General features: G+C 72.0%; 25 protein-coding genes and 1 tRNA gene. 7 read left to right on the top strand and 19 right to left on the bottom strand.

What is annotated here, in order from left to right; all coding sequences use genetic code 11:
* Positions 1 to 27: 27 nt before the first annotated feature.
* Positions 28 to 483, bottom strand: coding sequence for a helix-turn-helix domain-containing protein (locus EDF33_RS09235; protein WP_132099870.1), 456 nt, complete (start codon positions 481 to 483; stop codon positions 28 to 30).
* Between the two features lie 85 nt (positions 484 to 568).
* On the opposite strand from EDF33_RS09235, the gene EDF33_RS09230 reads away from it, so the two are divergent.
* A complete protein-coding gene (locus EDF33_RS09230) occupies positions 569 to 1,264 on the top strand; it encodes an SDR family oxidoreductase (protein WP_132099869.1) in 696 nt (231 codons plus the stop codon).
* A gap of 41 nt (positions 1,265 to 1,305) precedes the next feature.
* The gene (locus EDF33_RS09225) at positions 1,306 to 1,560 is read left to right on the top strand and encodes a hypothetical protein (protein WP_123938372.1); all 255 of its coding nucleotides are present in this window, start codon (positions 1,306 to 1,308) and stop codon (positions 1,558 to 1,560) included.
* Between the two features lie 42 nt (positions 1,561 to 1,602).
* Here the strand turns inward: EDF33_RS09225 and EDF33_RS09220 are convergent, their stop codons facing one another.
* From EDF33_RS09220 to serS, 5 genes are all read right to left on the bottom strand, one after another.
* Entirely contained in the window at positions 1,603 to 2,166 is a 564-nt protein-coding gene (locus tag EDF33_RS09220) for a GrpB family protein (protein ID WP_131880494.1), read from the bottom strand.
* Positions 2,163 to 2,705, bottom strand: a complete 543-nt coding sequence (locus EDF33_RS09215) for a GNAT family protein (protein ID WP_131880492.1) — start codon at positions 2,703 to 2,705, stop codon at positions 2,163 to 2,165. The genes EDF33_RS09220 and EDF33_RS09215 overlap by 4 nt, the downstream gene beginning before the upstream one ends.
* Positions 2,705 to 2,792: transfer RNA gene (locus EDF33_RS09210), tRNA-Ser, on the bottom strand. Before EDF33_RS09210 ends, EDF33_RS09215 begins: the two co-directional genes overlap by 1 nt.
* An 88-nt stretch (positions 2,793 to 2,880) precedes the next feature.
* Entirely contained in the window at positions 2,881 to 3,744 is an 864-nt protein-coding gene (locus EDF33_RS09205) for an HAD-IIB family hydrolase (protein WP_123291842.1), read from the bottom strand.
* Positions 3,741 to 5,003, bottom strand: coding sequence for a serine--tRNA ligase (gene serS, locus EDF33_RS09200; RefSeq protein WP_131880489.1), 1,263 nt, complete (start codon positions 5,001 to 5,003; stop codon positions 3,741 to 3,743). The genes EDF33_RS09205 and serS overlap by 4 nt, the downstream gene beginning before the upstream one ends.
* Before the next feature lie 72 nt (positions 5,004 to 5,075).
* On the opposite strand from serS, the gene EDF33_RS09195 reads away from it, so the two are divergent.
* Positions 5,076 to 6,152: a diacylglycerol kinase family protein gene (locus EDF33_RS09195; RefSeq protein WP_123291840.1), complete on the top strand. Its 1,077-nt coding sequence runs from the start codon at positions 5,076 to 5,078 to the stop codon at positions 6,150 to 6,152.
* Between the two features lie 122 nt (positions 6,153 to 6,274).
* Here EDF33_RS09195 and pheA read toward each other — a convergent pair whose 3' ends face one another.
* From pheA to EDF33_RS09175, 4 genes are all read right to left on the bottom strand, one after another.
* Positions 6,275 to 7,231, bottom strand: coding sequence for a prephenate dehydratase (gene pheA / locus EDF33_RS09190; RefSeq protein ID WP_123338582.1), 957 nt, complete (start codon positions 7,229 to 7,231; stop codon positions 6,275 to 6,277).
* Between the two features lie 65 nt (positions 7,232 to 7,296).
* Entirely contained in the window at positions 7,297 to 7,842 is a 546-nt protein-coding gene (locus EDF33_RS09185) for a MarR family transcriptional regulator (protein ID WP_123291838.1), read from the bottom strand.
* Positions 7,843 to 7,870: 28 nt separating this feature from the next.
* Entirely contained in the window at positions 7,871 to 8,335 is a 465-nt protein-coding gene (locus EDF33_RS09180; protein WP_132099868.1) for a hypothetical protein, read from the bottom strand.
* On the bottom strand, positions 8,332 to 9,732 hold the full coding sequence (locus EDF33_RS09175; RefSeq protein WP_207906664.1) for a molybdopterin-dependent oxidoreductase: 1,401 nt from the start codon (positions 9,730 to 9,732) through the stop codon (positions 8,332 to 8,334). Before EDF33_RS09175 ends, EDF33_RS09180 begins: the two co-directional genes overlap by 4 nt.
* Before the next feature lie 21 nt (positions 9,733 to 9,753).
* Between EDF33_RS09175 and EDF33_RS09170 the strand changes: the two genes are divergently transcribed.
* From EDF33_RS09170 to EDF33_RS09160, 3 genes are read left to right on the top strand one after another with little or no spacing between them, the layout of a single operon-like run.
* Positions 9,754 to 11,193 (top strand): glycosyltransferase family 87 protein, encoded by a 1,440-nt coding sequence (locus tag EDF33_RS09170; protein WP_123938377.1) that lies wholly within the window; start codon positions 9,754 to 9,756, stop codon positions 11,191 to 11,193.
* Between the two features lie 5 nt (positions 11,194 to 11,198).
* Complete coding sequence (gene moaA, locus EDF33_RS09165; protein WP_132099867.1) at positions 11,199 to 12,245, top strand: GTP 3',8-cyclase MoaA; 1,047 nt, start codon at positions 11,199 to 11,201, stop codon at positions 12,243 to 12,245.
* 3 nt (positions 12,246 to 12,248) lie between these two features.
* Complete coding sequence (locus tag EDF33_RS09160; protein ID WP_123291834.1) at positions 12,249 to 12,488, top strand: MoaD/ThiS family protein; 240 nt, start codon at positions 12,249 to 12,251, stop codon at positions 12,486 to 12,488.
* 273 nt (positions 12,489 to 12,761) lie between these two features.
* Here the strand turns inward: EDF33_RS09160 and EDF33_RS09155 are convergent, their stop codons facing one another.
* Genes EDF33_RS09155 through EDF33_RS09130 form a run of 6 tightly spaced genes read right to left on the bottom strand, consistent with a single transcriptional unit; the run spans position 12,762 to position 18,047 of the window.
* On the bottom strand, positions 12,762 to 13,862 hold the full coding sequence (locus tag EDF33_RS09155) for an ionic transporter y4hA (protein WP_123938380.1): 1,101 nt from the start codon (positions 13,860 to 13,862) through the stop codon (positions 12,762 to 12,764).
* Between the two features lie 12 nt (positions 13,863 to 13,874).
* Positions 13,875 to 14,900, bottom strand: coding sequence for an ABC transporter ATP-binding protein (locus EDF33_RS09150; protein ID WP_132099866.1), 1,026 nt, complete (start codon positions 14,898 to 14,900; stop codon positions 13,875 to 13,877).
* Complete coding sequence (locus tag EDF33_RS09145; protein ID WP_131846675.1) at positions 14,897 to 15,697, bottom strand: ABC transporter permease; 801 nt, start codon at positions 15,695 to 15,697, stop codon at positions 14,897 to 14,899. Before EDF33_RS09145 ends, EDF33_RS09150 begins: the two co-directional genes overlap by 4 nt.
* Positions 15,698 to 15,700: 3 nt before the next feature.
* Positions 15,701 to 16,510 (bottom strand): molybdate ABC transporter substrate-binding protein, encoded by an 810-nt coding sequence (gene modA, locus EDF33_RS09140; RefSeq protein WP_132099865.1) that lies wholly within the window; start codon positions 16,508 to 16,510, stop codon positions 15,701 to 15,703.
* Positions 16,507 to 16,923, bottom strand: a complete 417-nt coding sequence (locus tag EDF33_RS09135; RefSeq protein ID WP_111084694.1) for a TOBE domain-containing protein — start codon at positions 16,921 to 16,923, stop codon at positions 16,507 to 16,509. The genes modA and EDF33_RS09135 overlap by 4 nt, the downstream gene beginning before the upstream one ends.
* 53 nt (positions 16,924 to 16,976) lie before the next feature.
* On the bottom strand, positions 16,977 to 18,047 hold the full coding sequence (locus EDF33_RS09130) for a HesA/MoeB/ThiF family protein (RefSeq protein ID WP_165918768.1): 1,071 nt from the start codon (positions 18,045 to 18,047) through the stop codon (positions 16,977 to 16,979).
* Between the two features lie 95 nt (positions 18,048 to 18,142).
* On the opposite strand from EDF33_RS09130, the gene EDF33_RS09125 reads away from it, so the two are divergent.
* The gene (locus tag EDF33_RS09125) at positions 18,143 to 19,795 is read left to right on the top strand and encodes a glycosyltransferase family 39 protein (RefSeq protein WP_131921467.1); all 1,653 of its coding nucleotides are present in this window, start codon (positions 18,143 to 18,145) and stop codon (positions 19,793 to 19,795) included.
* A 66-nt stretch (positions 19,796 to 19,861) separates the two neighbouring features.
* Here EDF33_RS09125 and EDF33_RS09120 read toward each other — a convergent pair whose 3' ends face one another.
* Genes EDF33_RS09120 through EDF33_RS09110 form a run of 3 tightly spaced genes read right to left on the bottom strand, consistent with a single transcriptional unit; the run spans position 19,862 to position 23,163 of the window.
* Positions 19,862 to 20,794 carry a 4-(cytidine 5'-diphospho)-2-C-methyl-D-erythritol kinase gene (locus tag EDF33_RS09120; RefSeq protein ID WP_131921466.1) on the bottom strand — a complete coding sequence of 311 codons (933 nt, stop codon included), beginning with the start codon at positions 20,792 to 20,794 and terminating at the stop codon, positions 19,862 to 19,864.
* A gap of 9 nt (positions 20,795 to 20,803) precedes the next feature.
* Complete coding sequence (locus tag EDF33_RS09115) at positions 20,804 to 22,111, bottom strand: PLP-dependent transferase (RefSeq protein ID WP_132099863.1); 1,308 nt, start codon at positions 22,109 to 22,111, stop codon at positions 20,804 to 20,806.
* Positions 22,111 to 23,163 carry an LLM class flavin-dependent oxidoreductase gene (locus EDF33_RS09110; protein WP_132099862.1) on the bottom strand — a complete coding sequence of 351 codons (1,053 nt, stop codon included), beginning with the start codon at positions 23,161 to 23,163 and terminating at the stop codon, positions 22,111 to 22,113. The genes EDF33_RS09115 and EDF33_RS09110 overlap by 1 nt, the downstream gene beginning before the upstream one ends.
* Positions 23,164 to 23,221: the final 58 nt, after the last annotated feature.

The raw sequence follows: 23,221 nt of genomic DNA, 5'->3' as shown, positions 1-23,221 counted from the left end.
GCGGGGCCGCCACGGGCCTCCCGTCCGTCAGGTGGCCGGGTCCATGACGGCGGTGAGCCGCTGGAGCGGCACACGCTGCTGGGACTCCTGCGTCACCGCGACCGCTTCGACCGGCTCGCCGGAAGCGGTGTCGACGAAGCGCAGGTCCGACGTCAGCTCGGACGGCCGGTACCGGTCGGCCCAGCCGCCGAGCGCCAGGAGCACCAGCGAGAGATCGCGGCCGGCGTCGGTGAGGATGTACTCCTCGCGCACCCGGGCACCCTCCGCCTTGTAGGTCGTGCGCTCGAGCACTCCCCCGTCGACGAGGGAGGCCAGTCGTGCGGTCAGGACTTCGCGCGGGACGCCGAGGCTCTGCTGGAACTGGCTGAAGCGCGTGGAACCGGCGAGGGCGTCGCGCACGATCATGAGCGTCCACTTCTCGCCGAGGACGTCGAGGGACCGTGCGATGGGGCAGCGCTCGTCGCCGCCGAGGATGCCGAGCATGTGTTCATCCTAGCTGGGTTCGATTTCCGGACACAACGTGCTAGGTTCGGTTTCCGTACTCAACTTCTCTCGTCTGGAGCCCCTCATGACCGACCTCACCAACGCCATCGTCCTCGTCACCGGAGCGAACGGCGGCCTCGGCGCCGAGTTCGTCCAGCAGGCCCTGGACCGCGGTGCCGCCAAGGTCTACGCGACCGCCCGCACCCCGCGCACCTGGGACGACGAGCGCATCGTGCCGCTCGCCCTCGACGTCACCAGCCAGGAGAGCGTCGACGGCGCGGCCCGCGCCGCAGCCGACACGACGATCGTCGTGAACAACGCCGGCATCGCCGGGGCCGACCCGCTCGTCGACACCTCGGTCGCGGAGGTCGAGCGCATCTTCGCGACGAACGTCTTCGGCGCGCTCCGTGTCGCCAAGGCCTTCGCCCCCTCGATCGGTGGCGGCGCACTGATCGACGTGCACTCGGCCCTGAGCTGGGTCGCTCTCGCCGGCGCGTACTCGGCGTCGAAGGCAGCGTTCTGGTCGATCACGAACTCGCTCCGCCTCGAGCTCGCACCCCAGGGCACCCAGGTCGTCGGCGCACACCTCGGCTACACCGACACCGGCATGACCGCGGGGCTCGACGTCGAGAAGTCCGACCCGGCCGACATCGTCCGGCTCATCTGGGACGCCGTGGAGGCCGGTGAGCACGAGGTGCTGGCCGACCAGGTCAGCCGTGACGTCCGCGCCGGGCTCAGTGCGCCGCTGACGGCGCTGTACCCGGCGCTCGCGACCGCTTGAGGCCCGGTCGCGGGCGCGGCGTCCGCCGTACGGTGGAGGACGTGCAGTTCCTGGCGTCCGCCCTCCGAGTCCCGATCACCGGCTTCGGCGCGCTCGCGCTCTGGCTGCTGGCGACGTCGGACGGCGAGCTGCTGAAGATCCTGCTCGGGGTCGGCTCGGCGCTGCTCGCCGTCGCTGGCTACGTCGGTCAGACCGCGGCGGAGCGTGCCGTCAGGAACCAGCAGCTCGACCAGGCGGTGGCGCGGAAGGACGAGTGGGAGCGCGAACACGGCGACGTCGAAGACCGGGCCGGTTGACGGTCCTGGTTCGGGAACCTCGCGGTTCCCGAACCAGGACCGTCAACCGCGGGCACCGCGATCGGTGATGTCGCGATTGACGGCGGTGATCGCGGCGCGCTCCTCGGCGGAGATGCCCGCCGCGGCCAGGACACGACCGAGCACGTCGCTCTTGCGCTCGATGTAGTCGTCGATGTCCTCGGCCTCCGCAGCCGCTGAGCGCTTCACGGCGGCGTACTCGTCGCGCAGGGCCGGGTCGGCGCGCAGCACGTCGCGGACGGCGAGGTGGTTCCGGAGCGAGAGCGAGCCGGCGGTGGCGACGTAGGTGTTGCTCGGGGCGAAGCGCTCGGGTGTCCGGAAGGCCTGCCGGTCGGGGACGCCGAGGTCTCCCCGTGGCTCGAAGCCGATCACGGCCAGCGCTGCGACCGCCGCCGCGACGGCGCCGGCATCGACGACGATGTCGACGTCGATCACGGGCTTCGCCGCGAGGCCGGGCACCGACGTGCTGCCGACGTGCTCGATGCTGCGGTAGGGCGCACCGGCGGCGCCGAGGGCTGCGGCGTACGCGTCCCGCAACACCGCGAACCGCACGGGCCACGACGGCTGGTACTCGACGACCTCGATCATCGAGTGCGCCGTGTGGCAGGAGGGGGTGCGAGGAGCTGGAACATGACGTGGTCGCGCCAGGCGCCGTTGATCGTGATGTACTCCGGAGCGAATCCGTAGCGCTTGAACCCCGCGGACTCGAGGGCACGCTGCGACCCCACGTTCTCCGGCAGCGTCTCGGCCTGCACCCGGTGGAGTCGGAGGACGTCGAACGCGTGGCCGGCGGCAGCGGCGACGGCGCGGGAGGCGTGGCCCTGGCGGAGTCGGTCGGCGCGGATCCAGTACCCCATCGCGCACGACTGTAGGGCGCCGCGGGTGATGCCGCTCAGCGTGATGCGCCCGAGGAGCTCACCGTCCGTCGACTCGATCACGAACGGGACCGCGTTGCCCGCGCGCTCTGCAGCGAGCGACTGCACGATGACGTCGTGCTGGCCCTGCTCGGTGAAGTACGCCGGCGCCCGGGACGGCTCCCACGGGCGCAGGTGCTCGGCGCTCGCGGTGATGACGGCGGCGAGCGTCGCCGCGTCGTCGACGCGGAGCAGGCGCAACCGGGTGTCCATGGCGGAGGGTGTGGGATTCGAACCCACGAGACATCTCTGCCCACCTGTTTTCAAGACAGGCTCCATCGGCCGCTCGGACAACCCTCCAGTGACGCGACCACGTGGCGAGACGTGACCGCGTCCCGGGAAGTCTAACGGGCCTCCCGTCCGCCGTGCGCGTCAGCGCATGCCGGGGTCAGCGCGGCAAGGAGTCGAGCGCCGCTGCCAGGCCGTCGTCGGACACGCCGCCGGTGAGTTCGTTGCCGGCGTCCACGACGTCATCGGGCGCCTGGCCCATCACGACGCCACGACCGGAGGTCGATGCCCACCGGAGCATGTCGATGTCGTTGCGGCCGTCCCCCGCAGCGAAGACGCGCGACCGCGGGATGTCGAGCCACTCGCGCACGCGTTCCATCGCGGTGGCCTTCGTCACGCCCTCTGGTGCGATGTCGAGCCACGCGGTCCACCCGACCGTGTACGAGACCTTGTGCAGGCCCATGTCCTCGACGATCTGCAAGAACTCCTCGAGCCCGTGCTCCGGCGAGATCACGACGACGCGGGTGGCCTCGACCGTGAGCAGCTGCTCGAACGGCACCAGCTCGCCGGCGTTGGTCATGGTGTCGGCGGGGAAGTTCTCGGACAACCGGAAGTGGCCGGTCTCGTCCTCGACGCCGAAGGCCGCGTTCTCGAGGGCGCCTCGGATGGTCTGCAGGACGTCGCTCGGGTCGAAGTGCTCGACGTGGACACGCTCGTAGGACCCGTCCGGACGACGGGCCAGGGTCAGCGCACCGTTGGCGCAGACGAGGTACTTCGGCTCGATGCCGAGGGTCTCCAGCAGCGGAACCGTCATGCCCTCGCTGCGGCCCGTGGAGAGCATGACCTCGTGCCCGGCGGCCTCGGCATCGCGCACGGCGGCGACCACGGCCTCCGTGATGACGCCGTCCTCGCGCATGGTGGTGCCGTCGATGTCGAGGGCGACGAGCCACCGCTTCGTGCGGGCGGGAGCACCGGCGCCCGCGCCCTGCGCCGCACCGTCTACGAACCGCCCCTGCGTGCTCATCGGGGCTCGATCACCTCGACGCCACCGAGGTAGGGGCGCAGCACCTCGGGCACGACGACGGAGCCGTCGGCCTGCTGGTGCGTCTCGAGGATCGCGACGATCCAACGGGTGGTCGCGAGGGTGCCGTTCAGGGTGGCGACCGGGGCCGTCTTGCCGCTCTCGGTGCGGTACCGGATGTCGAGGCGACGGGCCTGGAACGTCGTGCAGTTCGACGTCGAGGTGAGCTCGCGGAACGTGCCCTGCGTCGGGACCCAGGCCTCGATGTCGTACTTCTTCGCCGCGCTCGTGCCGAGGTCACCCGCGGCGACGTCGATCACGCGGTAGTGCAGTCCGAGGTCCTGCAGCATCTGCTCCTGGTACGACACCAGCTTCTCGTGCTCGGCCTCGGCCTGGTCCGGGTGGACGTACGCGAACATCTCGAGCTTGTTGAACTGGTGCACGCGCAGGATGCCGCGGTTGTCCTTGCCCGCCGAGCCGGCCTCGCGCCGGTAGCAGGTCGACCAGCCGGCGTAGCGGTGCGCGGTCTTCTCGATGTCGAGGATCTCGTCGGCGTGGAAGCCGGCGAGTGCGACCTCGCTCGTGCCCGTCAGGTACAGGTCGTCGGCCTCGAGCCGGTAGACCTCGGCCGCGTGCTCGCCGAGGAAGCCGGTGCCCGCCATCGTCTCGGGGCGGACGAGCGTCGGGGTGATGAGCGGTTCGAACCCGGCGGCGATGGCGCGGTCGAGGCCGAGCGACATGAGCGCGATCTCGAGCCGGGCGCCGAGGCCGCGCAGGAAGTAGAAGCGCGAGCCGGAGACCTTCACGCCCCTCGGGATGTCGATGATGCCGAGGTGCTCGCCGAGGTCGGCGTGGTCCTTCGGCTCGAAGTCGAACTCGGGCTTCGTGCCGACGGTGCGGAGGGTGACGAAGTCCTCTTCGCCACCGGCAGGGACGCCGGGCAGCACGACGTTCGGGATGGCGCGTACGACGGAGTTGAAGGTCTCCTCGGCCGCCGTGACGGTCGCCTGGGCTTCCTTCACCCGGGCCGAGAGCGCCTGGGCCTGCTGCACGAGCGCGGCCTTCTCGTCCTTCGGGGCCTTGGCGACGGTCTTGCCGAAGGCGTTCTGCTCGGCGCGGAGCGACTCGAACGCGGTGATCGCGCTGCGTCGGGCGGCGTCGGCGGCGACGGCCTCGTCGACCACGGCGACGGATGCGCGGCGGGACTCCTGCGAGGCCTTGATGACGTCCGGGTTGTCACGAAGCAGCTGGGGATCGATCACCGCTCCATCCTAGAGGCGGCGACATGGGGAGGAACCCGCCGCTCGCAGCGTCCGATCGGTACCGTTGATCCCATGTCGACCCCTTCGGAGACCGCGCCCGCGGACCAGGACGCCCTCCCCACCGAGCACCGGACGGCTGCCGTGGTCTACAACCCGGTCAAGGTCCACCTGCCGACCCTCAAGGCCACCGTGGAACAGCACCAGCAGGAAGCCGGCTGGGCCGAGACGCTCTGGTTCGAGACCACCGAGGAAGACCCGGGCGGGGGCATGGCCCGCGCAGCGCTCGAGGCGGGGGCCGACGTCGTCGCCGCCGCGGGTGGCGACGGCACCGTGCGCGCGGTCGCCGAGGTCGTGCACGGCTCCGGTGCCTCGCTCGCGCTGCTGCCGAGCGGGACGGGCAACCTGCTCGCCCGCAACATGAAGCTCCCCCTCGACGACCTGGCGAGCAGCGCGCACACCATCTTCTCCGGCCACGAGCGGGCGATCGACTTCGGCCTCATCGGCATCGAGCGGCCGGACGGCGCCCGCGAGCAGTTCGGCTTCGTCGTGATGGCGGGCCTCGGGCTCGACGCCCGGATGATCGCGAACACCCGGCCCGAGCTGAAGAAGCGCGTCGGGTGGCTCGCGTACCTCGACTCGCTGCTCCGCTCCGTGCGGGACACCGACGGCTTCGAGTTCAAGTACCGGCTCGACGAGTCGGCTCGCAACGGTTCGGTGCGCGCGCACTCGGTCATCGTCGGCAACTGCGGCATGCTGCAGGCGAACGCGATGCTGCTGCCCGACGCCGAGATCGACGACGGCGTGTTCGACATCGTCGTGATGCGCCCCCGCGGCTTCTTCGGCTGGGTGCGGATCGGTGCCCGCGTGTTCTGGGAGAACGGGATCCTGCGCTGGTTCCGGCGTTCGGCGCTGTCCGAGACGCTGATCGGTCGACGCATCACCACGGCGGCGAAGCAGGAGCGTCCGCTGCGCTACATGCGCGGCGAGGAGTTCACGCTGCGGCTCGAGAAGCCCGACGAGTTCGAGATCGACGGCGACCCGGTGGGCGAGATCACGGCGTTCCGTGCGCGGATCGACCCCGGTTCGCTGACGGTCAAGGTGCCGACGGTGGAGCCGCGGCCGAGCTGGGTGCGCGGCCGCAAGCGCTGAGCGGCGCGCGGGGCGGCGGTGCGGCCCGTGCGGCGTTACTCACTCGGTGCGAGGTTGTTCGGGCGCACGGAGTGATCAACCTCGCACCGGGCAGCACCGACCGACGAGCACACCGCCGCGCGTCAGCCCGCGTCGGGCTCGCCGGACACGATCGCGCGCAGCCAGTCCCGGGCCTCGACGAACGCGGCGTCCGAGTAGCGCGCCGGCACCTCGGGCTGCGCGCCGTCGGCACGCGGGTACGACCCGAGGAACGTCACGCGGGGGCTGAACCGACGGAGACCGAGCAGGGCGTCGGCCACGCGCTCGTCCTGCACGTGCCCGTCCAGGTCGATGACGAACCGGTAGCGGCCGAGCTCGTCGCCGATCGGCCGCGACGACAGCAGCCCCATGTTGATGCCGCGGGTCGCGAACTGCTCGAGCATGTCGACCAGGGCGCCGGGGTGGTCGGCGGGCAGCTCGACGATGACGCTCGTCTTGTCGGCACCGGTCGGCTCGGGCAGCGCCAAGGTCTTGGACACGAGCACGAAGCGGGTCACGGCCGAGGCGTTGTCGCCGATCGACGACGCGAGCACGACGACGTCGTGGTGGTCGGTGATGCCGGGCGGTGCGACGGCGGCGTCGGCGGTGGGGTTCGCCTCGAGCAGGGCGAGCGCGGCGGCGACGTTCGACGACGCCGGGATGTGGCCGTGACCGGGCAGGTTCGCCTCGAGCCAGTTGTGGGTCTGCGCGTACGCCACCGGGTGCGCGTTCACCGTGCGGACGTCGGCGAGCACGGTGCCGGGGCGCGCGACTAGCACGAAGTCGACCGGCACGAGGTACTCCCCCACGATCCGTACGCCGGGGATCCGGGCGAGGGCGTCCTGCGTTGCGCTGACGCCGCCGTCGACGCTGTTCTCGATCGCGATGACCGCTCCGACCGAGCGGCCGGACATGACGTCGTCGAGCGCTTCACCGACGTTGTTGACGCTCCGCCAGGGCTTGCCGGCCGCGGCCTCGACGAGCTTGAGGGCCGCCTCGGTGAAGGTGCCGGCGGGTCCGAGGTAGGAGTAGGTGTCGGACGGCGCGGCGGGGTCGGTCATGGGCCGAGCCTATTGCAACGACCGAGCCCGCAGACGCGGGCGCAGACGCGGGCCCACAGCGCCGTTCAGTCGGTGCTGGCACCGGTCAGCCGGGCCTCGCAGATCGCGGTGTCGTCGTCGTCCCGCGGGTACGTCAGGGCAGCGAACCGCCCTTCGGGGTCGAGCCGTGTGAGCAGTGCGGCCGCGATGCCGTCGAGCTGGACGACCTGCTCGTCACTCAGGGCGTCGATCACGACGTGGCGTGCGGTGCGGACGTGGTCCGGAGCGGCCTCGACGATCGTGGCGTACCCGGCGTCGGTGAGCCGGACGTCGGTCGCGCGGCGGTCCGAGGTCGAGGGGCAGCGCGTCACGAGCCCGCGCTTCTCGAGCCGGGACACCACGTGCGACAGCCGGGGCAGCGAGGCGTTCGTCGCCGAGGCCAGCGCCGACATGCGCAGCGTGCGGCCGTCGGTCTCGGAGAGCATCGCGATGACCATGTAGTCGAAGTGCGTCAGGTCCGCGTCACGCTGCAGCTGCTGGTCGAGCGCCGCCGGCAGGAGTTCCATGACGGCGACGAGCTTCATCCACGCGCGCAGCTGCTCGCGGGTGAGCCACGGGGTCTCGTCGGTCATGTCTCCATCCTACCGAATGGTTGTCGCTTTAACCAGTGGCGCGCGCACCGTCGGCGCGCGGGCCACCGGCACGCGTCCGCCGCGCACGGACCACCCCGACGACGAGCACCGCCACCACCACGAGCAGCAGCACCCCCTCGACGATCAGCAACCGCGTGCCGTAGTCGAACGGCAGGATCGTGGGGTTCTTCTGCCCGTGCCGCTTCGCCGCGATCTCGGGCAGCACCACGAGGGCGAGCACACTGCCGAGCACGATCACCGTCTGCACCACGACGAGCACCCACGCCCGGAGCGACCGCCCCGCCCGACGCAGGAGCAGTCCGGCGCCGACGACGAACGGCGACAGGATCGCGTCGTGCAGGATCACCGCGCCGAGCAGCCAGGTCGCCAGCCCGCCGATCCGGTTCGGCTTGACCGACGTCACCAGGACGTAGGCGCCGAACGCGATCACCAGCACGCCGAGCACGACGAGCACGATCCGCGCGGCCTTCACCGCAGCACCTCGATCTTCTCGATCCACTTGGTCTGCAGCACGCCCGGTCGCCCCGGAGCGATGATCCGCGCCGGGAACCCGTGGTCCAGGTCGAGCGTCGAACCGTTCAGCTCGAGCGCGACCAGGGTGGTCGGGTCCTCGGCGTACTCCGGCCCCATGTCCATGATCCGGTAGCCGCCGTGCCGTTCCAGGCTCGTGACGCGCACGTGCGATCCGGGTTCGGCCTGCACGGCGCCGAGCAGGTCGCGCATCCGCACGCCCTTCCAGCTGCCTATCTGGCTCCACCCCTCGACGCACGAGATCGGCAGGTCGACCTCGGTGGTACCGAGCGCGACGAGTTCCGCGCGCACGAAGGTCCGGGTCACGTCGGGTCCGACGACGGTCAGCGTCCAGTCCGCGGCAGTCGCACTGGCGAGCACCCCCGCCGCGCGGGCGGTGCGGTTGACCGGCAGGCCGTTCGCGCCGAGACCGCGCTGGCGCGCGCCGAACACGTTGAACGGTTCGGCGAGCTTCGAGGACTGCCCCGCCGTCAGGGCGACGACGCCGACGACCGCGGCCGTCACACCGCCGAAGAACCCGCGTCGTGCGATCCGCTGGCGTCGGCCCTGCGCGCGCTCCTCGACCGACCGGGAGGCCCGGGTCGGCTCCGGCGCATCGGCCGTCGGTTCGTCCGGGGCTGCGTCGACCGCCTCGACAGCCTTGACCGCGTCGACGCCGTCGATCCAGCGGAACACGCGGCCGAGCAGGCCGGGGGCCGTGGACTGGGTCGTTTCGGCACCCGCAGCCTGCGGTGCGGACGCCGGGCGGGCCTCCAGGACGGGTGGGAGCAGCTCACTGCCGGACGCGGGGTCCACGATGAACCGGCCCTGCTCGTCGTAGGAGTCGCGCTTCCGCCAGTAGCGGGCGATCACCGGCAGCTTCGACGCGATGTGGATGATGAGCGACCCGATGATCACGTACGCCATCGCGTTGTGGACCTGGCGGAACGGGAACGGCCACGGGTACCACTGGTACGTGTTGAGCAGGCCGGTCGTGACCTGGATGATCGAGGCCGACACGAGCACGGCGATCGACAGCCGCTCGAACAGGTGCAGCACGCCGCGCACCGGCGGGACCTGCACCAGCGCGGGCATGACGGTGTTGAGCTTGGCCAGCAACAGCGGGATGATCGCGATGCCGGTGGTGATGTGCAGGCCCTGGGTGAACTGGTAGAGCTGCGTCGGCCGGGTCGGGAACCGCATCCAGCCGAGGGGCTCCTGCAGCAGGTGACTGTAGATGCCGGTGCCGAAGCACACCACGAAGGCGATGCCGAGCAGTCGTCCGAGCACCACCGCGGAGCGCGCGTTCCGGTTCGGCGAGGCCAGTGCGGCCCGCGCCTCGAACAGCAGGTGCCGCATGCCCGCTAGCCTCGACGGACCATGAGCGACCGACTGCGTGCCGTCCGACCGTCCTCCGCCGTCGGACCCGGTGCCCGCCTCGCCGTCGTGGGCGCGGTCGTCGGGGTACTGGCCCTCGCGGGCGTCATCGCCTTCGGCGTCACGCATCTGGGGTTCCTCCGATCCGACACTCGTTCGTCATTCGTTGCGTGGACGCTGATCGCTTGGACGGTGTTCGTGATCGCCGTGCTCGCGCTGCGGTTCGTGCCCGCCCGGTGGATGACCGCCGTGGTCATGGTCGGGGCGGTGGTGGTCGGTCTCGCGGCGCTGGCCGGCCCACCGAGCACGAGCACCGACTCGGCGCGGTACGCGTGGGACGGCATCGTCCAGCATGCCGGAGTCTCACCGTACGCGCACACCCCCCAGTCCACAGCACTGTCCGGTCTGCGGCCCGACTGGCTGTTCCCGGACAAGGTGAACGGCACGTGCGACGACCTCAAGCCCCGGTTCCGCGGCCTGGGTGACGGCGCGGACGGCCACTGCACCGCGATCAACCGGCCGGACGTGACGACGATCTACCCGCCGATGGCGCAGCTCTGGTTCGCCGCGGTCCGTGCGTTCGTGCCGGCGACCGCGCAGTACATGCCGTTCCAGGTGGCGGGCCTGCTCCTCTCGCTCGTGGTGACCATCGCCCTCGTCGTGGTGCTGCGGAAGACCGGTCGTCCGACGTGGTGGGCAGCGCTCTGGGCCTGGTCGCCGCTCGTGGCGTCCGAGGCCGTGACGAACTCGCACGTCGACGCCCTCGGCGCGGCGCTCGCGACCGCGGGTGCCGTCCTCGTCGCGTTCGGTCGACCGATCTGGGGCGGGATCGCGCTCGGTGCGGCGACGGCGACGAAGCTCATCCCCGCGATCGTGTACCCGCCGTTGCTCGGGCGGTGGCGGTCCTGGTGGGCGATCCCGGTCGGGATCGCCGTGTTCGGACTGCTCTACGTGCCCTACGTGCTGACGACGGGGCTCGACGTGCTCGGGTACCTGCCCGGCTACCTGAGCGAGGAGGGCTACGAGGACGGCTCCCGGTTCGCCCTGGTGTCGCTGGTGTTCCGGGGCGACGCCGCGACCGTCGTGGTCGGGCTCGCCGTGCTGCTCGCCGCCTTCGTGGCCTGGCGACTGTCCGACCCGTCGCGGCCGTGGTCCGGCGAGGTCCTGATGATCGGCGTCACGTTCCTCGCCGTGACCCCGCGCTACCCCTGGTACGCGCTGCTGCTCATCCCGTTCGTGGTGCTGTCGGGCCGGTGGGAGTGGCTGTCGATCGGGCTCGCCATCGCGCTGCGCGGGGTGTGGCCGTCGACGGACGCTTACCGGTGGTGGCTGCTCGCCGCCGTGGCCGTCATCGTGGTGGTGACGCTCCTGCGCACGAGCCGGTCGGACTGGCGGCGCTGGTGGGAACGGCTGTCGTTCCGGAGCGTCGAACACGTACGCTGAGCCGCATGGCACCCGCGACCCTGCTCGGCACGACCGTGGACCCGGCGTCCGCCGGGCTCGTCGACCGCTTCGGGCGCCGTGCGATCGACCTGCGGGTGTCGCTGACCGAACGGTGCAACCTGCGCTGCACCTACTGCATGCCGGCCGCCGGGCTGCCCTTCGCCCCCGACGACGCCCTGATGACCGCCGCCGAGATCGAGCGGCTGGTGCGGATCGGGGCGTCGCGGTTCGGCGTGCGCAAGGTGCGGTTCACCGGCGGCGAGCCGATGCTCCGGCACGACCTGGTCGACGTGATCGCCCGGTGCGCCGCGCTGCCCGACCCCCCGGAACTGTCGCTCACCACGAACGCCATCGGCCTCGCCCACCGCGCCCAGGCCCTGTACGACGCCGGGCTGCGGCGCGTGAACGTGTCGCTCGACACCGTCGACCCGGACGTGTTCACCACCGTGACCCGCCGCCCGTTCCTCGACAAGGTCATCGCCGGGCTGTCCGCCGCCCACGACGCCGGCCTCGACATCAAGGTCAACGCGGTGCTGCTGCGCGGGATCAACGACGACGCCGCGCCGGAGCTGCTGCGCTGGTGCCTCGACCGCGGCTACGAGCTGCGGTTCATCGAGCAGATGCCGCTCGACCCCGACCACGCCTGGGACCGCACCGAGATGGTGACCGCTGCCGAGACCCGGGCGTTGCTGGCGTCGTCGTTCGTGCTGACGCCGGACGAGGCACCGCGTGACGGCGCCCCGGCCGAGCGGTACCGGGTGCAGGACGCGCGCTCCGGTGCGTCACTCGGCACCGTGGGCATCATCGCGAGCATCACCGAGTCCTTCTGCGCCGACTGCACCCGCACCCGGTTGACCGCCGACGGCAACGTCCGGAGCTGCCTGTTCTCCGACGCGGAGACCGACGTGCTCGGCCCGATGCGCGCAGGGGTCTCCGACGACGGCCTGGCCGAGCTGTGGCGCCGGGCGATGTGGGCGAAGCCGCGCGACCACGGCGACGACAGCGACGAGCTCGTGCACCCGACGCGCGGCATGAGCGCGATCGGCGGCTGAGACATGACCACGATCCGGTTCTTCGCCGCTGCCCGGGCGGCGGTCGGCGCGGACACGCTGACCACCGCGGCCGGCACGCTCGACGAGGCGCTGCGCGAGGTCACCGCCACCGACCCATCGCGATGGAGTGCGCTGCAGGAGCGGTGCTCGTACCTGGTCGACGGCGTGACCACCCGCGACCGAGCCACCGCGCTGTCCGGGGTCGCGGTCGTCGACGTCATGCCCCCTTTCGCCGGCGGCTGAGCGCCCCCGCCCGTTCCTTCCCAGAACGCCCGCGATGCCTGGTGTTTCCGGGCATACCGGGTCAGAACTTCCGACCAGGTACGCCCGATCCGACCAGGTACGCCCGGAACGACCTGGTACTCCCGACTCGTCCCCGTGCCTGCGCGCCCTGTGCCCGTTCTTTCCCAGAACGCCCGCGATGCCTGGTGTTTCCGGGCATACCGGGTCAGAACTTCCGACCAGGTACGCCCGATCCGACCAGGTACGCCTCCGCGCCGCGGCCGCCGCGCCCCCCTACGGCGAGACGGACAGCACGATGAACGCGGCGAAGATCACCAGGTGCACCCCGCCCTGCAGTCGCGTCGCCCGACCCGGCAGCACGGTGAGCACCGCGGCGACGATCGTCAGCGCGAGCAGCACGATCTGCGACGACCCGAGGCCGAGCAGCAGCGTGCCCGGCATGAACAGCGACGCCACCGCGATGGAGGGGATCGTCAGACCGATCGACGCCATCGCCGACCCCATCGCCAGGTTCAGGCTCGTCTGGATCCGGTTGCGGGCGGCAGCCTTCGACGCCGCGATGCCCTCGGGCAGCAGGATGAGCAGGGCGATCACGACACCGACGAACGACGGCGGGAACCCGACCGCGGCCACGCCGGCCTCGATCGCGGGCGACTCGACCTTGGCGAGCCCGACGACGGCGACGAGCGCGACGACGAGCAGTGCGAGCGAGATCATCGTCGCGCGTCCGGTCGGCCGGGCGGCGTGGGCGTCCTCGGACTCCGTGAGCACGCCGCCGGAGCGGTTGACCGGCAGGAAGAAGTCGCGGTGGGCCACGGTCTGCGTCACGACGAACAGCCCGTAGAGCACGATCGACGCCACAGCCACGAAGACGAGCTGCGTGCCGGTGAAGGACGCGTCGTCGGTGCCAGTGGTGAACGTCGGCAGCACCAGGGTCAGGACGGCGAGCGCGGCCACCGTCATCGTCGCGGCGCTCGCGCCCTCCTGGTTGAAGCGCACGGTGTTGTGCCGGAGCGTCCCGATCAGGATCGCGAGGCCGACCAACCCGTTCATCGTGATCATCACGGCCGAGAACACCGTGTCTCGCGCCAGCGTCTCGGCCTGGGCACCGCCGGAGCTCGACAGCGAGATGATCAGCGCGACCTCGATGATCGTGACCGCCACGGCGAGCACGAGTGACCCGAACGGTTCCCCGACCCGGTGCGCGACGACCTCGGCGTGGTGCACCGCCGCGAGCACGGTGGCGGCGAGCACGACCGCGACGATCGCCACGACCACGGTGCCGAGTCCGTAGCGGCCGTACGAGAACGCGAGCACGACGGCCGCCAGGATCGGGATGGCCACGGGCCACGCCTTGGGGAACCAGGAGGTCATCCGTCCATTGTCTCAACCGCGCGGCGCGTACACCGCCAGTTCGGACGCGGGAACGTCCACGTGGACCGCATCGCCGGGTCCGATCCCGAGCGCCGTGACCCGCGCCAGGGTCAGGTCCGCGACCAGGTCGCCAGCGCGCACCCGCACCAGACCGTCCCGCGGCTCGAGCGACGTGACGGTGCGCTCCGGTCCGGCGCCGTCCCGCGTGAGCACGGCGGCCGTCGGGTGGAAGGCGCCCAGGGCGGGCCGTCCGGGAGGCACGGCGTGCGTCCCGGACGCCAACTCGCCCCCGCCGTCGGTCGCGATCCCACCCGCGGTGGCGGTCCCGCGCACCAGCGCGAGTCCGGAGAACGCCGCCGCGAAGGCACTCGTGGGCCGTCCGAGCACGGCCGCTGGGGTGCCGTCCTCGACGACCCGGCCGTGCTCGACGACGACCACCCGGTCGGCCAGGGCGACGACCTCGACCGGGTCGTGCGTGACCAGGACGCTCGGACGCCCGCCGATCGCGGTCCGGAGGGCCGCACGGACCTCGTCGCGCGCGGAGACGTCGAGCGCCGACGTCGGTTCGTCGAGCAGCAGGACCGCCGGGTCGGTGGCGAGCGCCCGGGCGATGGCGACGCGCTGGGCCTGCCCGCCGGACAGCGCATCGGGGCTCCGTCCCGCCAGGTCGTCGATGCCGAGGGCCGCCAGGGCACGGAGCGCGCGGGCACGGGCAGCGGCCCGTCGGACACCGGCGGCGCGCGGGCCGAACGCCACGTTGCCGACCACGTCGAGGAACGGGAACAGGTCCGGCCGTTGGGCGACGAGTCCGATGCGGCGGCGGTGGGCGGGGACGGTCCGCCGCTGGTCCGACACGACGGTGCCGCCGAGGACCACCTGTCCGGCGTCGATCGGCAGCAGGCCGGCGAGGGCCTCGACCACGGTGGACTTGCCCGCGCCGTTCGGCCCGATGACCGCCACGCACTCCCCCGTCGCGACCTCGAGGGCGACGTCGACCCCGCGTCGCTCGACGACGATGCGTGCGGTGACCCCGCTCACGCTGCCACGCCCCGGGTCCGGAGCGACGAGGCACCGATGACCACGACGGCGACCACGACGAGCACGACCGCCAGTGCCACGGCGGTGTCCGGGTCGACCTCGCGCTGCAGGTAGATCTCCAGCGGCAGGGTCCGGGTGACCCCCTGCAGGCTGCCCGCGAACGTCAGGGTCGCACCGAACTCGCCGAGTGCGCGCGCGAAGCAGAGCACCAGTCCGGAGACGATGCCGGGCAGGACCCTCGGGGTCGTGACGGTGAGGAACGTGCGGGTGGGACCGGCGCCGAGGGTCGCGGCGACCCGCTCGTACCGGTCCCCCTCGACGCGGAGCGCACCCTCGATCGAGGAGACCAGGAACGGCATGGCGACGAACGTCTGCGCGATGACGACCGCGGTGGTGGTGAACGCGATGTGCAGTCCGTGGTCGTCGAGGAACGCCCCGACCACCCCGAGGCGACCGAACGCCGCCAGCAGCGCCAGCCCGCCGACGACGGGCGGCAGCACGAGCGGCAGCAGCACGACGGCGCGGGCGACACCCACCCACCGTGACCGGGACCGGGCGAACAGCACGGCGAGCGGGTACCCGAGCACGAACGCGACGGCAGTGGCGGTCAGCGCGGTGCCGAGGCTGAGCCCGAGGGCCGTGAGCGACGCCGTCGAGGTGACGAGGGCGACGAACGACGACCAGTCGACCCGACCGAGCATCGCGAGCACGGGGACGACGACGAACAGGCCGCCCAGCACCGCGGGCAGCGGGAGCCACCAGGCGACCGGCGGCCGTCCGTCAGCCCGCGAGGCCACGGGTCACGGCTTCCCGAACCCGGCGGCGGTGAGCACCTTCTGGCCGGTGGCGGACCGGACGTAGTCGGAGAAGGCCTGCGCGAGCTCCGGGTCCTCGGACGCCTTGAGCACGCCGATCGGGTACGTGTTGACGGCCTTGCTCGACTCGTCGAACGGGACACCGTCGACCTTGCCGTCGGCACCCTGCACGTCGGTCACGTAGACCAACCCGGCGTCGGCCTGACCGGACTCGACCTTGCCGAGCACGTCGGTGACGGACTGCTCCTCGCTGACGGGCTGCAGGTCGACGCCCGAGGCGGACTCGACCTTCGCCGTCGCGGCGCCGCACGGCACCGGGGCGGCGCACGTGACGAGCTGGACGTCGGAGCCGGTCAGGTCGTCGAGGCTCGTGATGCCCTTCGGGTTGCCCGGCGCGACGGCGATCTCGAGGACGTTCGTCGCGAAGTCCTCCGGTGACCCGCTCGCCAGGTCGGTCGCGGACAGCTTCGCCATGTTCGCCTCGTCGGCGGAGGCGAACACGTCGGCGGGGGCGCCGTTCTGGATCTGGGTGACCAGGTCGCTCGATCCCGCGAACGAGAACTCGATCGAGGCGCCGGGGTTCGCGAGCTCGAAGTCCTTGCCGAGCGTGGTGAAGGTCTTCTGGAGCGACGCCGCTGCGAACACCGTGATCGAGCCCGACACGCCTGCGTCCGCGCTCGACGACGATGACGGCGACGACGACCCGGCCGGAGCGTCGGCGGTGGAACACGACGCCAGACCGAGCGCCGCGACGACGGCGAGGGGCACGAGCAGCGAGCGGGGACGACGGGTCATCGGGGGTCCTCCTGGTGGGTGGGCGCCTCGACGGTGACCATCGTGGCCTTGACGGACGCCACGGCGACGGACCCGACCTCGAGCCCGAGGTCGCGCACCGCCTCGGCGCTCATGAGCGAGACCACGCGGTGCGGGCCGCACTGCAGTTCGACCTGCGCCATCACGGTGTCGACGACCAGGTCGGTGACGATGCCGACGAAGCGGTTCCGTGCCGAGCTCTTCACGCCGGTGTCCGGGGCGGCCAGCTCGGTGCTCCGCGCCCGGGCGTACTCGGCCACCTGTCGACCGTCGACGACGGCGCGACCGGCGTCGTCGGTGGCCCGGTCGAAGGTGCCCCCGTCGACGAGTCGGCGCACGGTGTCGTCGCTCACCCCGAGGAAGGCAGCAGCATCGCGGATCCGCAGTTGCGTCATGATGCGACCATCCTAGCCGCGGAAGCGGCGCTCTGGACCCGATCAGTGTCGGATCAGGACATCAGCCCGTTCACCACGGGCAGCCCTTCGCGGCGCCAGGCCTCGAACCCGCCGTCGAGGACCGCCACGTGCCTCCAGGCCGGTTGTGCGGCAGCCCACGCGTCCGCACGCGGACCACGGGCGCAGTAGACGACCACGTCCGCCGCCTCGGCGTCGCCGGTGACCGCGTCGTCCGTGACGGCTCCGGCGACCACCCCGTCCGCCCGTTCGGCGTCGGTGCGCACGTCGACGACGACCACCGGGTCCGCGGGGTCGGCCAGGCGCGCGGCGAGCGCCGACGGGGCGATGCGGTCGGTCCGCGCGGGAGCGACCACGACGGGTCGGTGTGATGCCGGTCCGCGCCGGACGGGGCTCTCGCTCCACCGCCAGCGGCGTGCGTCGACGGTCAGGACGCGCCCGAGCAGCGGTTCGCCGGTGCCGGTGACCAGGGCCAGCACCTGTCCGGCCATCACCGCTCCGACGGCGCCGCACAGTGCCGGCACGACGCCGTCCAGGGCGCAGGAGCCCTCGTCGGGCAGGGCCTCGGGGTGCAGGTCGTGGAAGTCGACGCCGTCCGGTCCGGCGTCGCGGAACACGCTGACCTGGCCGTCGTGACCGAGCACCGTGCCCCAGACGAACGGCACGCCCGCGTCGGCGCAGGCGTCCGAGACCGCTCGGGTGACCAGGACGGAGTCCGCCGCGTCGACGACCACGTCGTGCCCGGCGACGAGCTCCGGGGTGAAGGACCCGACCACGGCGACGGCGTCGAGTTCCGGGTCGACGGCGCGGGCGCGGGCGACGGCGACCTCGGCCTTCGACGATCCGACGTCGGCCGCGGTGAAGAGCGTCTGGCGCGCGAGGTTCGACGCGTCGACCACGTCGGGGTCGACGACCGTGAGCCGTCCGACCCCCGCGAGATACGCGACGACGGGCGCGCCGAGCCCGCCGGCGCCGACCACCAGGACGCGTGAAGCGGCCAGCCGGCGGAGCCCGATGCCGCCGACGTCGGACAGGGCAGCGGTCCGCGAGCCGAGCCGTGTCCGCCACGGGGAGAGCGCTGCGACGGGGGCGACGAGGGGGTCCATCCCGTCATTCTGGCCGGTCGCGCCGAATCCCTGCATGTGAATGCTCAGCGGGTGGACGCGGCGGATGCTCAGTGCCGCTCGGTACGGTCGCGGGCGTGAGTTCTCCCCGCACCGGCACCGTCACGGTCCGACGCACGACGTCGGACGCGTCGACGCGCGCACGGCTCCGGGCACTCGCCCTGTCGACCGTGCGGACCCTGGTGCGTGCGCCGGAGATCACCGTCGGTGTGGTCGGTGTGGTCGTCGCCGCCGCCTTCACGTGGGTGCCGTCGGTCTGGTACGACGAAGCCGCCACCCTGACGAGTGCGCAGCGCAGCTGGCCGGCGCTCTGGGCGGAGCTACAGAACGTCGACGCCGTGCACGGCCTGTACTACGCGCTCATGCACGTCTGGCTCGCGCTGGTCGGCTACTCCCCGTTCACGCTCCGCTTCCCGAGTGCCCTGGCGATCGGGATCGCCGCCGCCCTCGTGGTGGCGCTCGGCCGGCGGCTCGGCGGTGTCCGGCTCGGGGTCGTCTCCGGTCTGGTCTTCCTGCTGCTGCCCCGCGTCGCCTGGGCCGGTACCGAGGGCCGCCCGTACGCGACCGTCACCACCTTCGCGGCGCTCCTCACACTCGTCGGCCTGACCGCGGTCCGTCGCACCCGGGTGCGGCACCACGCGACGCGGTGGTGGGTCGTCTACGGCGTGCTGGCGGCCGTGGCCGTCCTGTTCAACGTGTACCTGTCCCTCGCCGTCGTGGCGCACGGCGTCGTGCTCGCGTGGACCGGGGTCGCCGACCGGGCGGCCCGACGGCAGGCCACGGTGACGGATCGCAGTGGCACGGTGCCCTCGGCGATGGTGGACCGCGCCGTCGTCGTCCGCTGGGCCGTCGCCGCCTCCGCCGCGGCCGTCGTGGTCCTGCCGTTCATCGGACTCGCCGCCGGTCAGGCCAAGCAGGTCGGCTGGATCACCGGCATCGGGTGGGCCACCCTGCGCCAGGTGTTCGCGACCGCGTGGTTCGGGGTCGTCTACCCGTACGCCGCCCTCGGGTGGCTGCTCATGATCGTCGCCGTCGTGCTGGCGGTGCGCGCGGCCCGACGCCCGTCGCCGGCCGCCCGCGACGTGCTCCGCATGCAGGCCGTCCGGGTCGCCGTGCCCCTGACGATCGTGCCCACCGCGCTGCTGGTCGCCGCGACCGCCGCCGGCGAGCACCTGTACTCCCCCAAGTACGCGAGCATAAGCCTGCCGTTCGTGGCGCTCCTGATCGGACTGGCGATCACGGCCATCCGGCCGCGACGCTGGATCGCGATGGCCGTCGTGGCCATGGTCCTGGTGTCCGTGCCGACGTCGACGATCGTCCGACTGCCGCACGCCAAGCAGTCCTCGCACTGGGCGAACGCGGCGGCGATCATCGAACGCGAGCGGAACGTGACCACCGACGCCGACGAAGGGGTGATCTACGGCAGCGTGTGGGAGCACCCGACCGCGACGGCGCAGGTCATCGCCGACGCCTACCCCGAGGCCTTCAGCGGCATGCGGGACCTGGCGGTGGCGAGCACGGGTGCGCAGCGTGGTGAGCTCTGGAACGTGAACGGCGACATCGCCACGACCGTGCCGGCACGCCTGGCCGACATCGACACCGTCTGGTTCGTCGGCGCCAAGTCGCGGAACATCCGCCCCGAGGTCTCCGAGACGCTCAAGGACCAGGGCTTCCACGTGGTGCGGTACTGGCACACCGACACGGTCATCCTGTGGAAGTACAGCCGCTGAGCTGACGGCCGGTCAGCGTTCGTCGTACGGTCAGCGTCTGTCGTACGGTCAGCGTCTGTCGTACGGTCAGTGCACGAGGCGGGCGCCGTGCACCGGACCGGTGGCTCGGAGCGCGACCAGGCCGGCAGCGCTGAGCTCGACCTGCAGTTCGAGCGCGGTGTCACGGTCACCGACCAGGAACGCCACCGTCGGACCGCTGCCCGACACCAGACCCGCGAGCGCTCCGGCCTTCTCGCCGAGTTCGAGGGTCGACGCGAGTCCGGGCTGCAGCCGCATGGCCGGGGCCTGCAGGTCGTTGTGGACGCAGTCGGCGAGCAGGTCGGGGTCGCCGGCACGCAGCGCCTGCAGCACGTTCGACTCCACAACGGGGTGGGACGGCGCCGGTGCGATGTCGGCGCGGTAGCGCTCCCGGTGCTCGTCGAGCGCACGGTAGACCGCCGGGGTCGACAGGCCGTCGTCGCTCAGTGCGAGGACCCAGTGGAACTCGCCCTTCGCCAGCGCGGGGCTGAGTTCGTCGCCACGGCCGGTGCCCACGGCCGTGCCACCGGCGAAGGCGAACGGCACGTCCGCGCCGAGCTGCGCGGCGAGACGGAGCAGTTCCTCACGCCCGAGGGCGGTGCCCCAGAGCGTGTCCACGGCGAGCAGCGTGGCCGCGGCGTCCGCCGAGCCACCACCCATGCCGCCGGCCACCGGCACCTGCTTGTCGATCGTCAGTCGGACCCCGCCCCGGTGCCCAGCGGCGTCGGCCACGAGCCGGGCCGCACGGATCGCCAGGTTCGACTCGTCGACCGGCACGTTCGAGGTGTCGATCGGACCCGTGAAGGTCACCGAGAAGTCGTCGGCGTGCTCGGCCGTGACGTCCTCGTACAGCGACACGGCCTGGTACGCGGTCGCCACGTCGTGGTAGCCGTCGTCCTGCAGCGCACCGACGGACAGGAACACGTTGATCTTGCCGGGGGCGCGCGTCCGCACGCGGGTCGGGGCGGCCAACGTGGTCATGCCCCCAACCTATCCCGCTGCGGCTGCCGCGAAGCCCCGCGCCAGGTCGGCGAGGACGTCGTCGATGTGCTCGAGGCCGATCGACAGCCGGATGAGCCCGTCGCCGACACCGGCCGCAGCCCGCTCCGACGACGTCATCTGCACGTGGGTCGTCGACGCCGGGTGCACGACGAGCGACCGGACGTCACCGATGTTCGACACGTGGTCGAACAGCTCGAGGGCGGCCACGAACCGCCGTCCGGCCTCGACCCCGCCGTCCAGGTCGAACGCCAGGACCGCCGACGGCCCCTTCGGCACGTACCGCTGCTGCAGGTGGTGCCACGGCGACGACGGCAGCCCCGCGTAGTGCACGCCGAGCACCTGGTCGTGCGCGTCCAGCCACGACGCGACGGCGGCGGCGTTCGACACGTGCCGCTCCATCCGCAGGGAGAGCGTCTGGATGCCCTGCAGCACCAGGAAGGCGTTGAAGGGGGCGATCGCCGGACCGAGGTCGGCGGAGAGCTTCGACCGGGTGCGCTGGATGAACGCGCGCCGCCCGAACTTCTCGGCGAAGTTCGTGTTCGCGAACCCGGACTGTTCGGTGGTCGCGAGCTGCGGGAACTTTTCGGCGTGGGCCGCCCAGTCGAAGTTGCCGCTGTCCACGATGAGCCCGGCGATGGCGCTGCCGTGACCGGCCAGGTACTTCGTCGCCGAGTGCACGACGATGTCCGCGCCGTGCTCGATCGGCCGGACCAGGTACGGCGTCGCGATCGTGTTGTCGACGATGAGCGGGACGCCGGCGTCGTGCGCGACCCCGGCCACCCCGGCGAAGTCCAGGACGTCACCGCGCGGGTTCGGGATCGACTCCCCGAAGAACGCCTTCGTCCCCGGACGCACCGCGGCAGCCCACTCGTCCAGGTCCGTGGGGTCCTGCACGAAGGTGAACGCGATGCCGAGGTCGTGCAGCGTCGACGCGAACAGCGTGTACGTCGCGCCGTACAGCGAGGCACTCGACACGACATGGTCACCGGCCCGCGCGACGCCGAGGACGGCCAACGAGGTGGCCGCCTGGCCGGACGCCAGCGCGAGCGCGCCGACGCCGCCCTCGAGGTCCGCGATGCGCCGCTCGAGCGCGGCCGCCGACGGGTTGTTCACGCGCGAGTACGTGTGCCCCGGGGCGTTGAGCATGAAGCGGTCCGCCGCGTCCTCACCGGACGGGTAGACGAAGGCCGCGGTCTGGGCGATCGGCGGGACGTTGCCACCGAACCCCGGGTCGGCCTTGAAGCCCGCGCGGATCTGCCGGGTCTCGAACGCCCACTCCTCCTCGGTCGAGCCCATCAGACGACCGCCTCGGACGCCGCGGCCACCGACGGGCGGACGAGCGGGATGACCTGTTCGCCGAAGCGGTCCATCTCCTCGAGCTGCGGCGAGAACTGGAGCAGCAGTGTGTCCACCCCGGCCTCCTCGAACTCCTTGATCCGGGCCGCGACCTGCGCGGGCGTGCCGACGAACCCGGGGCGCAGGCCGCGGTTCGACACCGAGTAGTCCTCGAGCGAGGGGACGTGCTCGAGCTGCGACTTCGAGATGAAGTCCTGGTACGACTCGTACGCGTTGCCGTGCTGCACGTCGGTGATCCGCGCGAGCTCGGCCTGCGCCTCTTCCTCGGTCTCGCGGACGATGACGTACGCGGCCATGCCGAACGCCTCGAACGGCGGCAGTCCGGCGTCGACCCGGCGCTGCTTCATCTCGGCGATCTTCGTGCGGAGTTCCTCGACCGTGCCGCCGTGGGTCACGTAGGCGTCGGCGTACCCGGTGATCGCGGCCTTGCCCGCCTCGCTCTCGCCGCCGGCGTAGATGCGCGGGGTCACGCGGGGCTTCGGCTCGAGGTGGGCGTTCTGGACGTCGTAGTACTCGCCCGAGAACGAGTACGGCGTCTCCCGCCACATCCCCTTCATGACCTCGACGAACTCCGCCGTCCGCTTGTACCGGTCGTCGTGCTCCGAGAAGATGCCGCCGTACTGCTTGGCCTCCTCCGCCCACCACGCGCTCACCACGTTGAACGTGAAGCGGCCGCACGAGATGTCGTCGATCGTCGCCGCCTGCTTCGCCGTCACCGCGGGCAGGTGGTACCCGGGGCGCATGGCCGCCATGATCTCGAGGCGCTCGGTCGTCGCCGCGATGGCCGCAGCGAGCGACCAGGCCTCGAGCGACGGCGCGGCCGTGCCCTTGATGTCGTTGAGGTTGAGCTCCGGCACGAGCGTCAGGTCGAAGCCGATCCGCTCGGCGCGCTGCGCCAGCCGCTTCACGTAGTCGAAGGTGACCGGCATGTTCTCGTTGTCGACGTTGCGCAGCCAGCCGCCGAAGAGCGGGGTCCAGTATCCGAATCGCACGGGGTGAGTTCCTTGGGGAGGTGGGGAGTGCCCGGGAAGGGGCGCGGAACGGACGGGA

This window comes from Curtobacterium sp. PhB146, assembly GCF_004342995.1.
In the GTDB taxonomy this organism is placed as follows: domain Bacteria; phylum Actinomycetota; class Actinomycetes; order Actinomycetales; family Microbacteriaceae; genus Curtobacterium.
This window is presented reverse-complemented; position numbering and strand designations above follow the sequence as displayed.

What these genes read in the sequence shown, in the direction of transcription:
- EDF33_RS09120 (WP_131921466.1), bottom strand. Translation starts at nt 20,794, where the DNA reads ATGACCACGTTGGCCGCCCCGACCCGCGTGCGGACGCGCGCCCCCGGC.
- EDF33_RS09215 (WP_131880492.1), bottom strand. Translation starts at nt 2,705, where the DNA reads ATGGACACCCGGTTGCGCCTGCTCCGCGTCGACGACGCGGCGACGCTC.
- EDF33_RS09235 (WP_132099870.1), bottom strand. Translation starts at nt 483, where the DNA reads ATGCTCGGCATCCTCGGCGGCGACGAGCGCTGCCCCATCGCACGGTCC.
- EDF33_RS09160 (WP_123291834.1), top strand. Translation starts at nt 12,249, where the DNA reads ATGACCACGATCCGGTTCTTCGCCGCTGCCCGGGCGGCGGTCGGCGCG.
- EDF33_RS09195 (WP_123291840.1), top strand. Translation starts at nt 5,076, where the DNA reads ATGTCGACCCCTTCGGAGACCGCGCCCGCGGACCAGGACGCCCTCCCC.
- EDF33_RS09130 (WP_165918768.1), bottom strand. Translation starts at nt 18,047, where the DNA reads ATGGACCCCCTCGTCGCCCCCGTCGCAGCGCTCTCCCCGTGGCGGACA.
- EDF33_RS09170 (WP_123938377.1), top strand. Translation starts at nt 9,754, where the DNA reads ATGAGCGACCGACTGCGTGCCGTCCGACCGTCCTCCGCCGTCGGACCC.
- EDF33_RS09220 (WP_131880494.1), bottom strand. Translation starts at nt 2,166, where the DNA reads ATGATCGAGGTCGTCGAGTACCAGCCGTCGTGGCCCGTGCGGTTCGCG.
- moaA (WP_132099867.1), top strand. Translation starts at nt 11,199, where the DNA reads ATGGCACCCGCGACCCTGCTCGGCACGACCGTGGACCCGGCGTCCGCC.
- EDF33_RS09155 (WP_123938380.1), bottom strand. Translation starts at nt 13,862, where the DNA reads ATGACCTCCTGGTTCCCCAAGGCGTGGCCCGTGGCCATCCCGATCCTG.
- pheA (WP_123338582.1), bottom strand. Translation starts at nt 7,231, where the DNA reads ATGACCGACCCCGCCGCGCCGTCCGACACCTACTCCTACCTCGGACCC.
- EDF33_RS09205 (WP_123291842.1), bottom strand. Translation starts at nt 3,744, where the DNA reads ATGAGCACGCAGGGGCGGTTCGTAGACGGTGCGGCGCAGGGCGCGGGC.
- EDF33_RS09185 (WP_123291838.1), bottom strand. Translation starts at nt 7,842, where the DNA reads ATGACCGACGAGACCCCGTGGCTCACCCGCGAGCAGCTGCGCGCGTGG.
- EDF33_RS09175 (WP_207906664.1), bottom strand. Translation starts at nt 9,732, where the DNA reads ATGCGGCACCTGCTGTTCGAGGCGCGGGCCGCACTGGCCTCGCCGAAC.
- modA (WP_132099865.1), bottom strand. Translation starts at nt 16,510, where the DNA reads ATGACCCGTCGTCCCCGCTCGCTGCTCGTGCCCCTCGCCGTCGTCGCG.
- EDF33_RS09135 (WP_111084694.1), bottom strand. Translation starts at nt 16,923, where the DNA reads ATGACGCAACTGCGGATCCGCGATGCTGCTGCCTTCCTCGGGGTGAGC.
- EDF33_RS09230 (WP_132099869.1), top strand. Translation starts at nt 569, where the DNA reads ATGACCGACCTCACCAACGCCATCGTCCTCGTCACCGGAGCGAACGGC.
- EDF33_RS09115 (WP_132099863.1), bottom strand. Translation starts at nt 22,111, where the DNA reads ATGGGCTCGACCGAGGAGGAGTGGGCGTTCGAGACCCGGCAGATCCGC.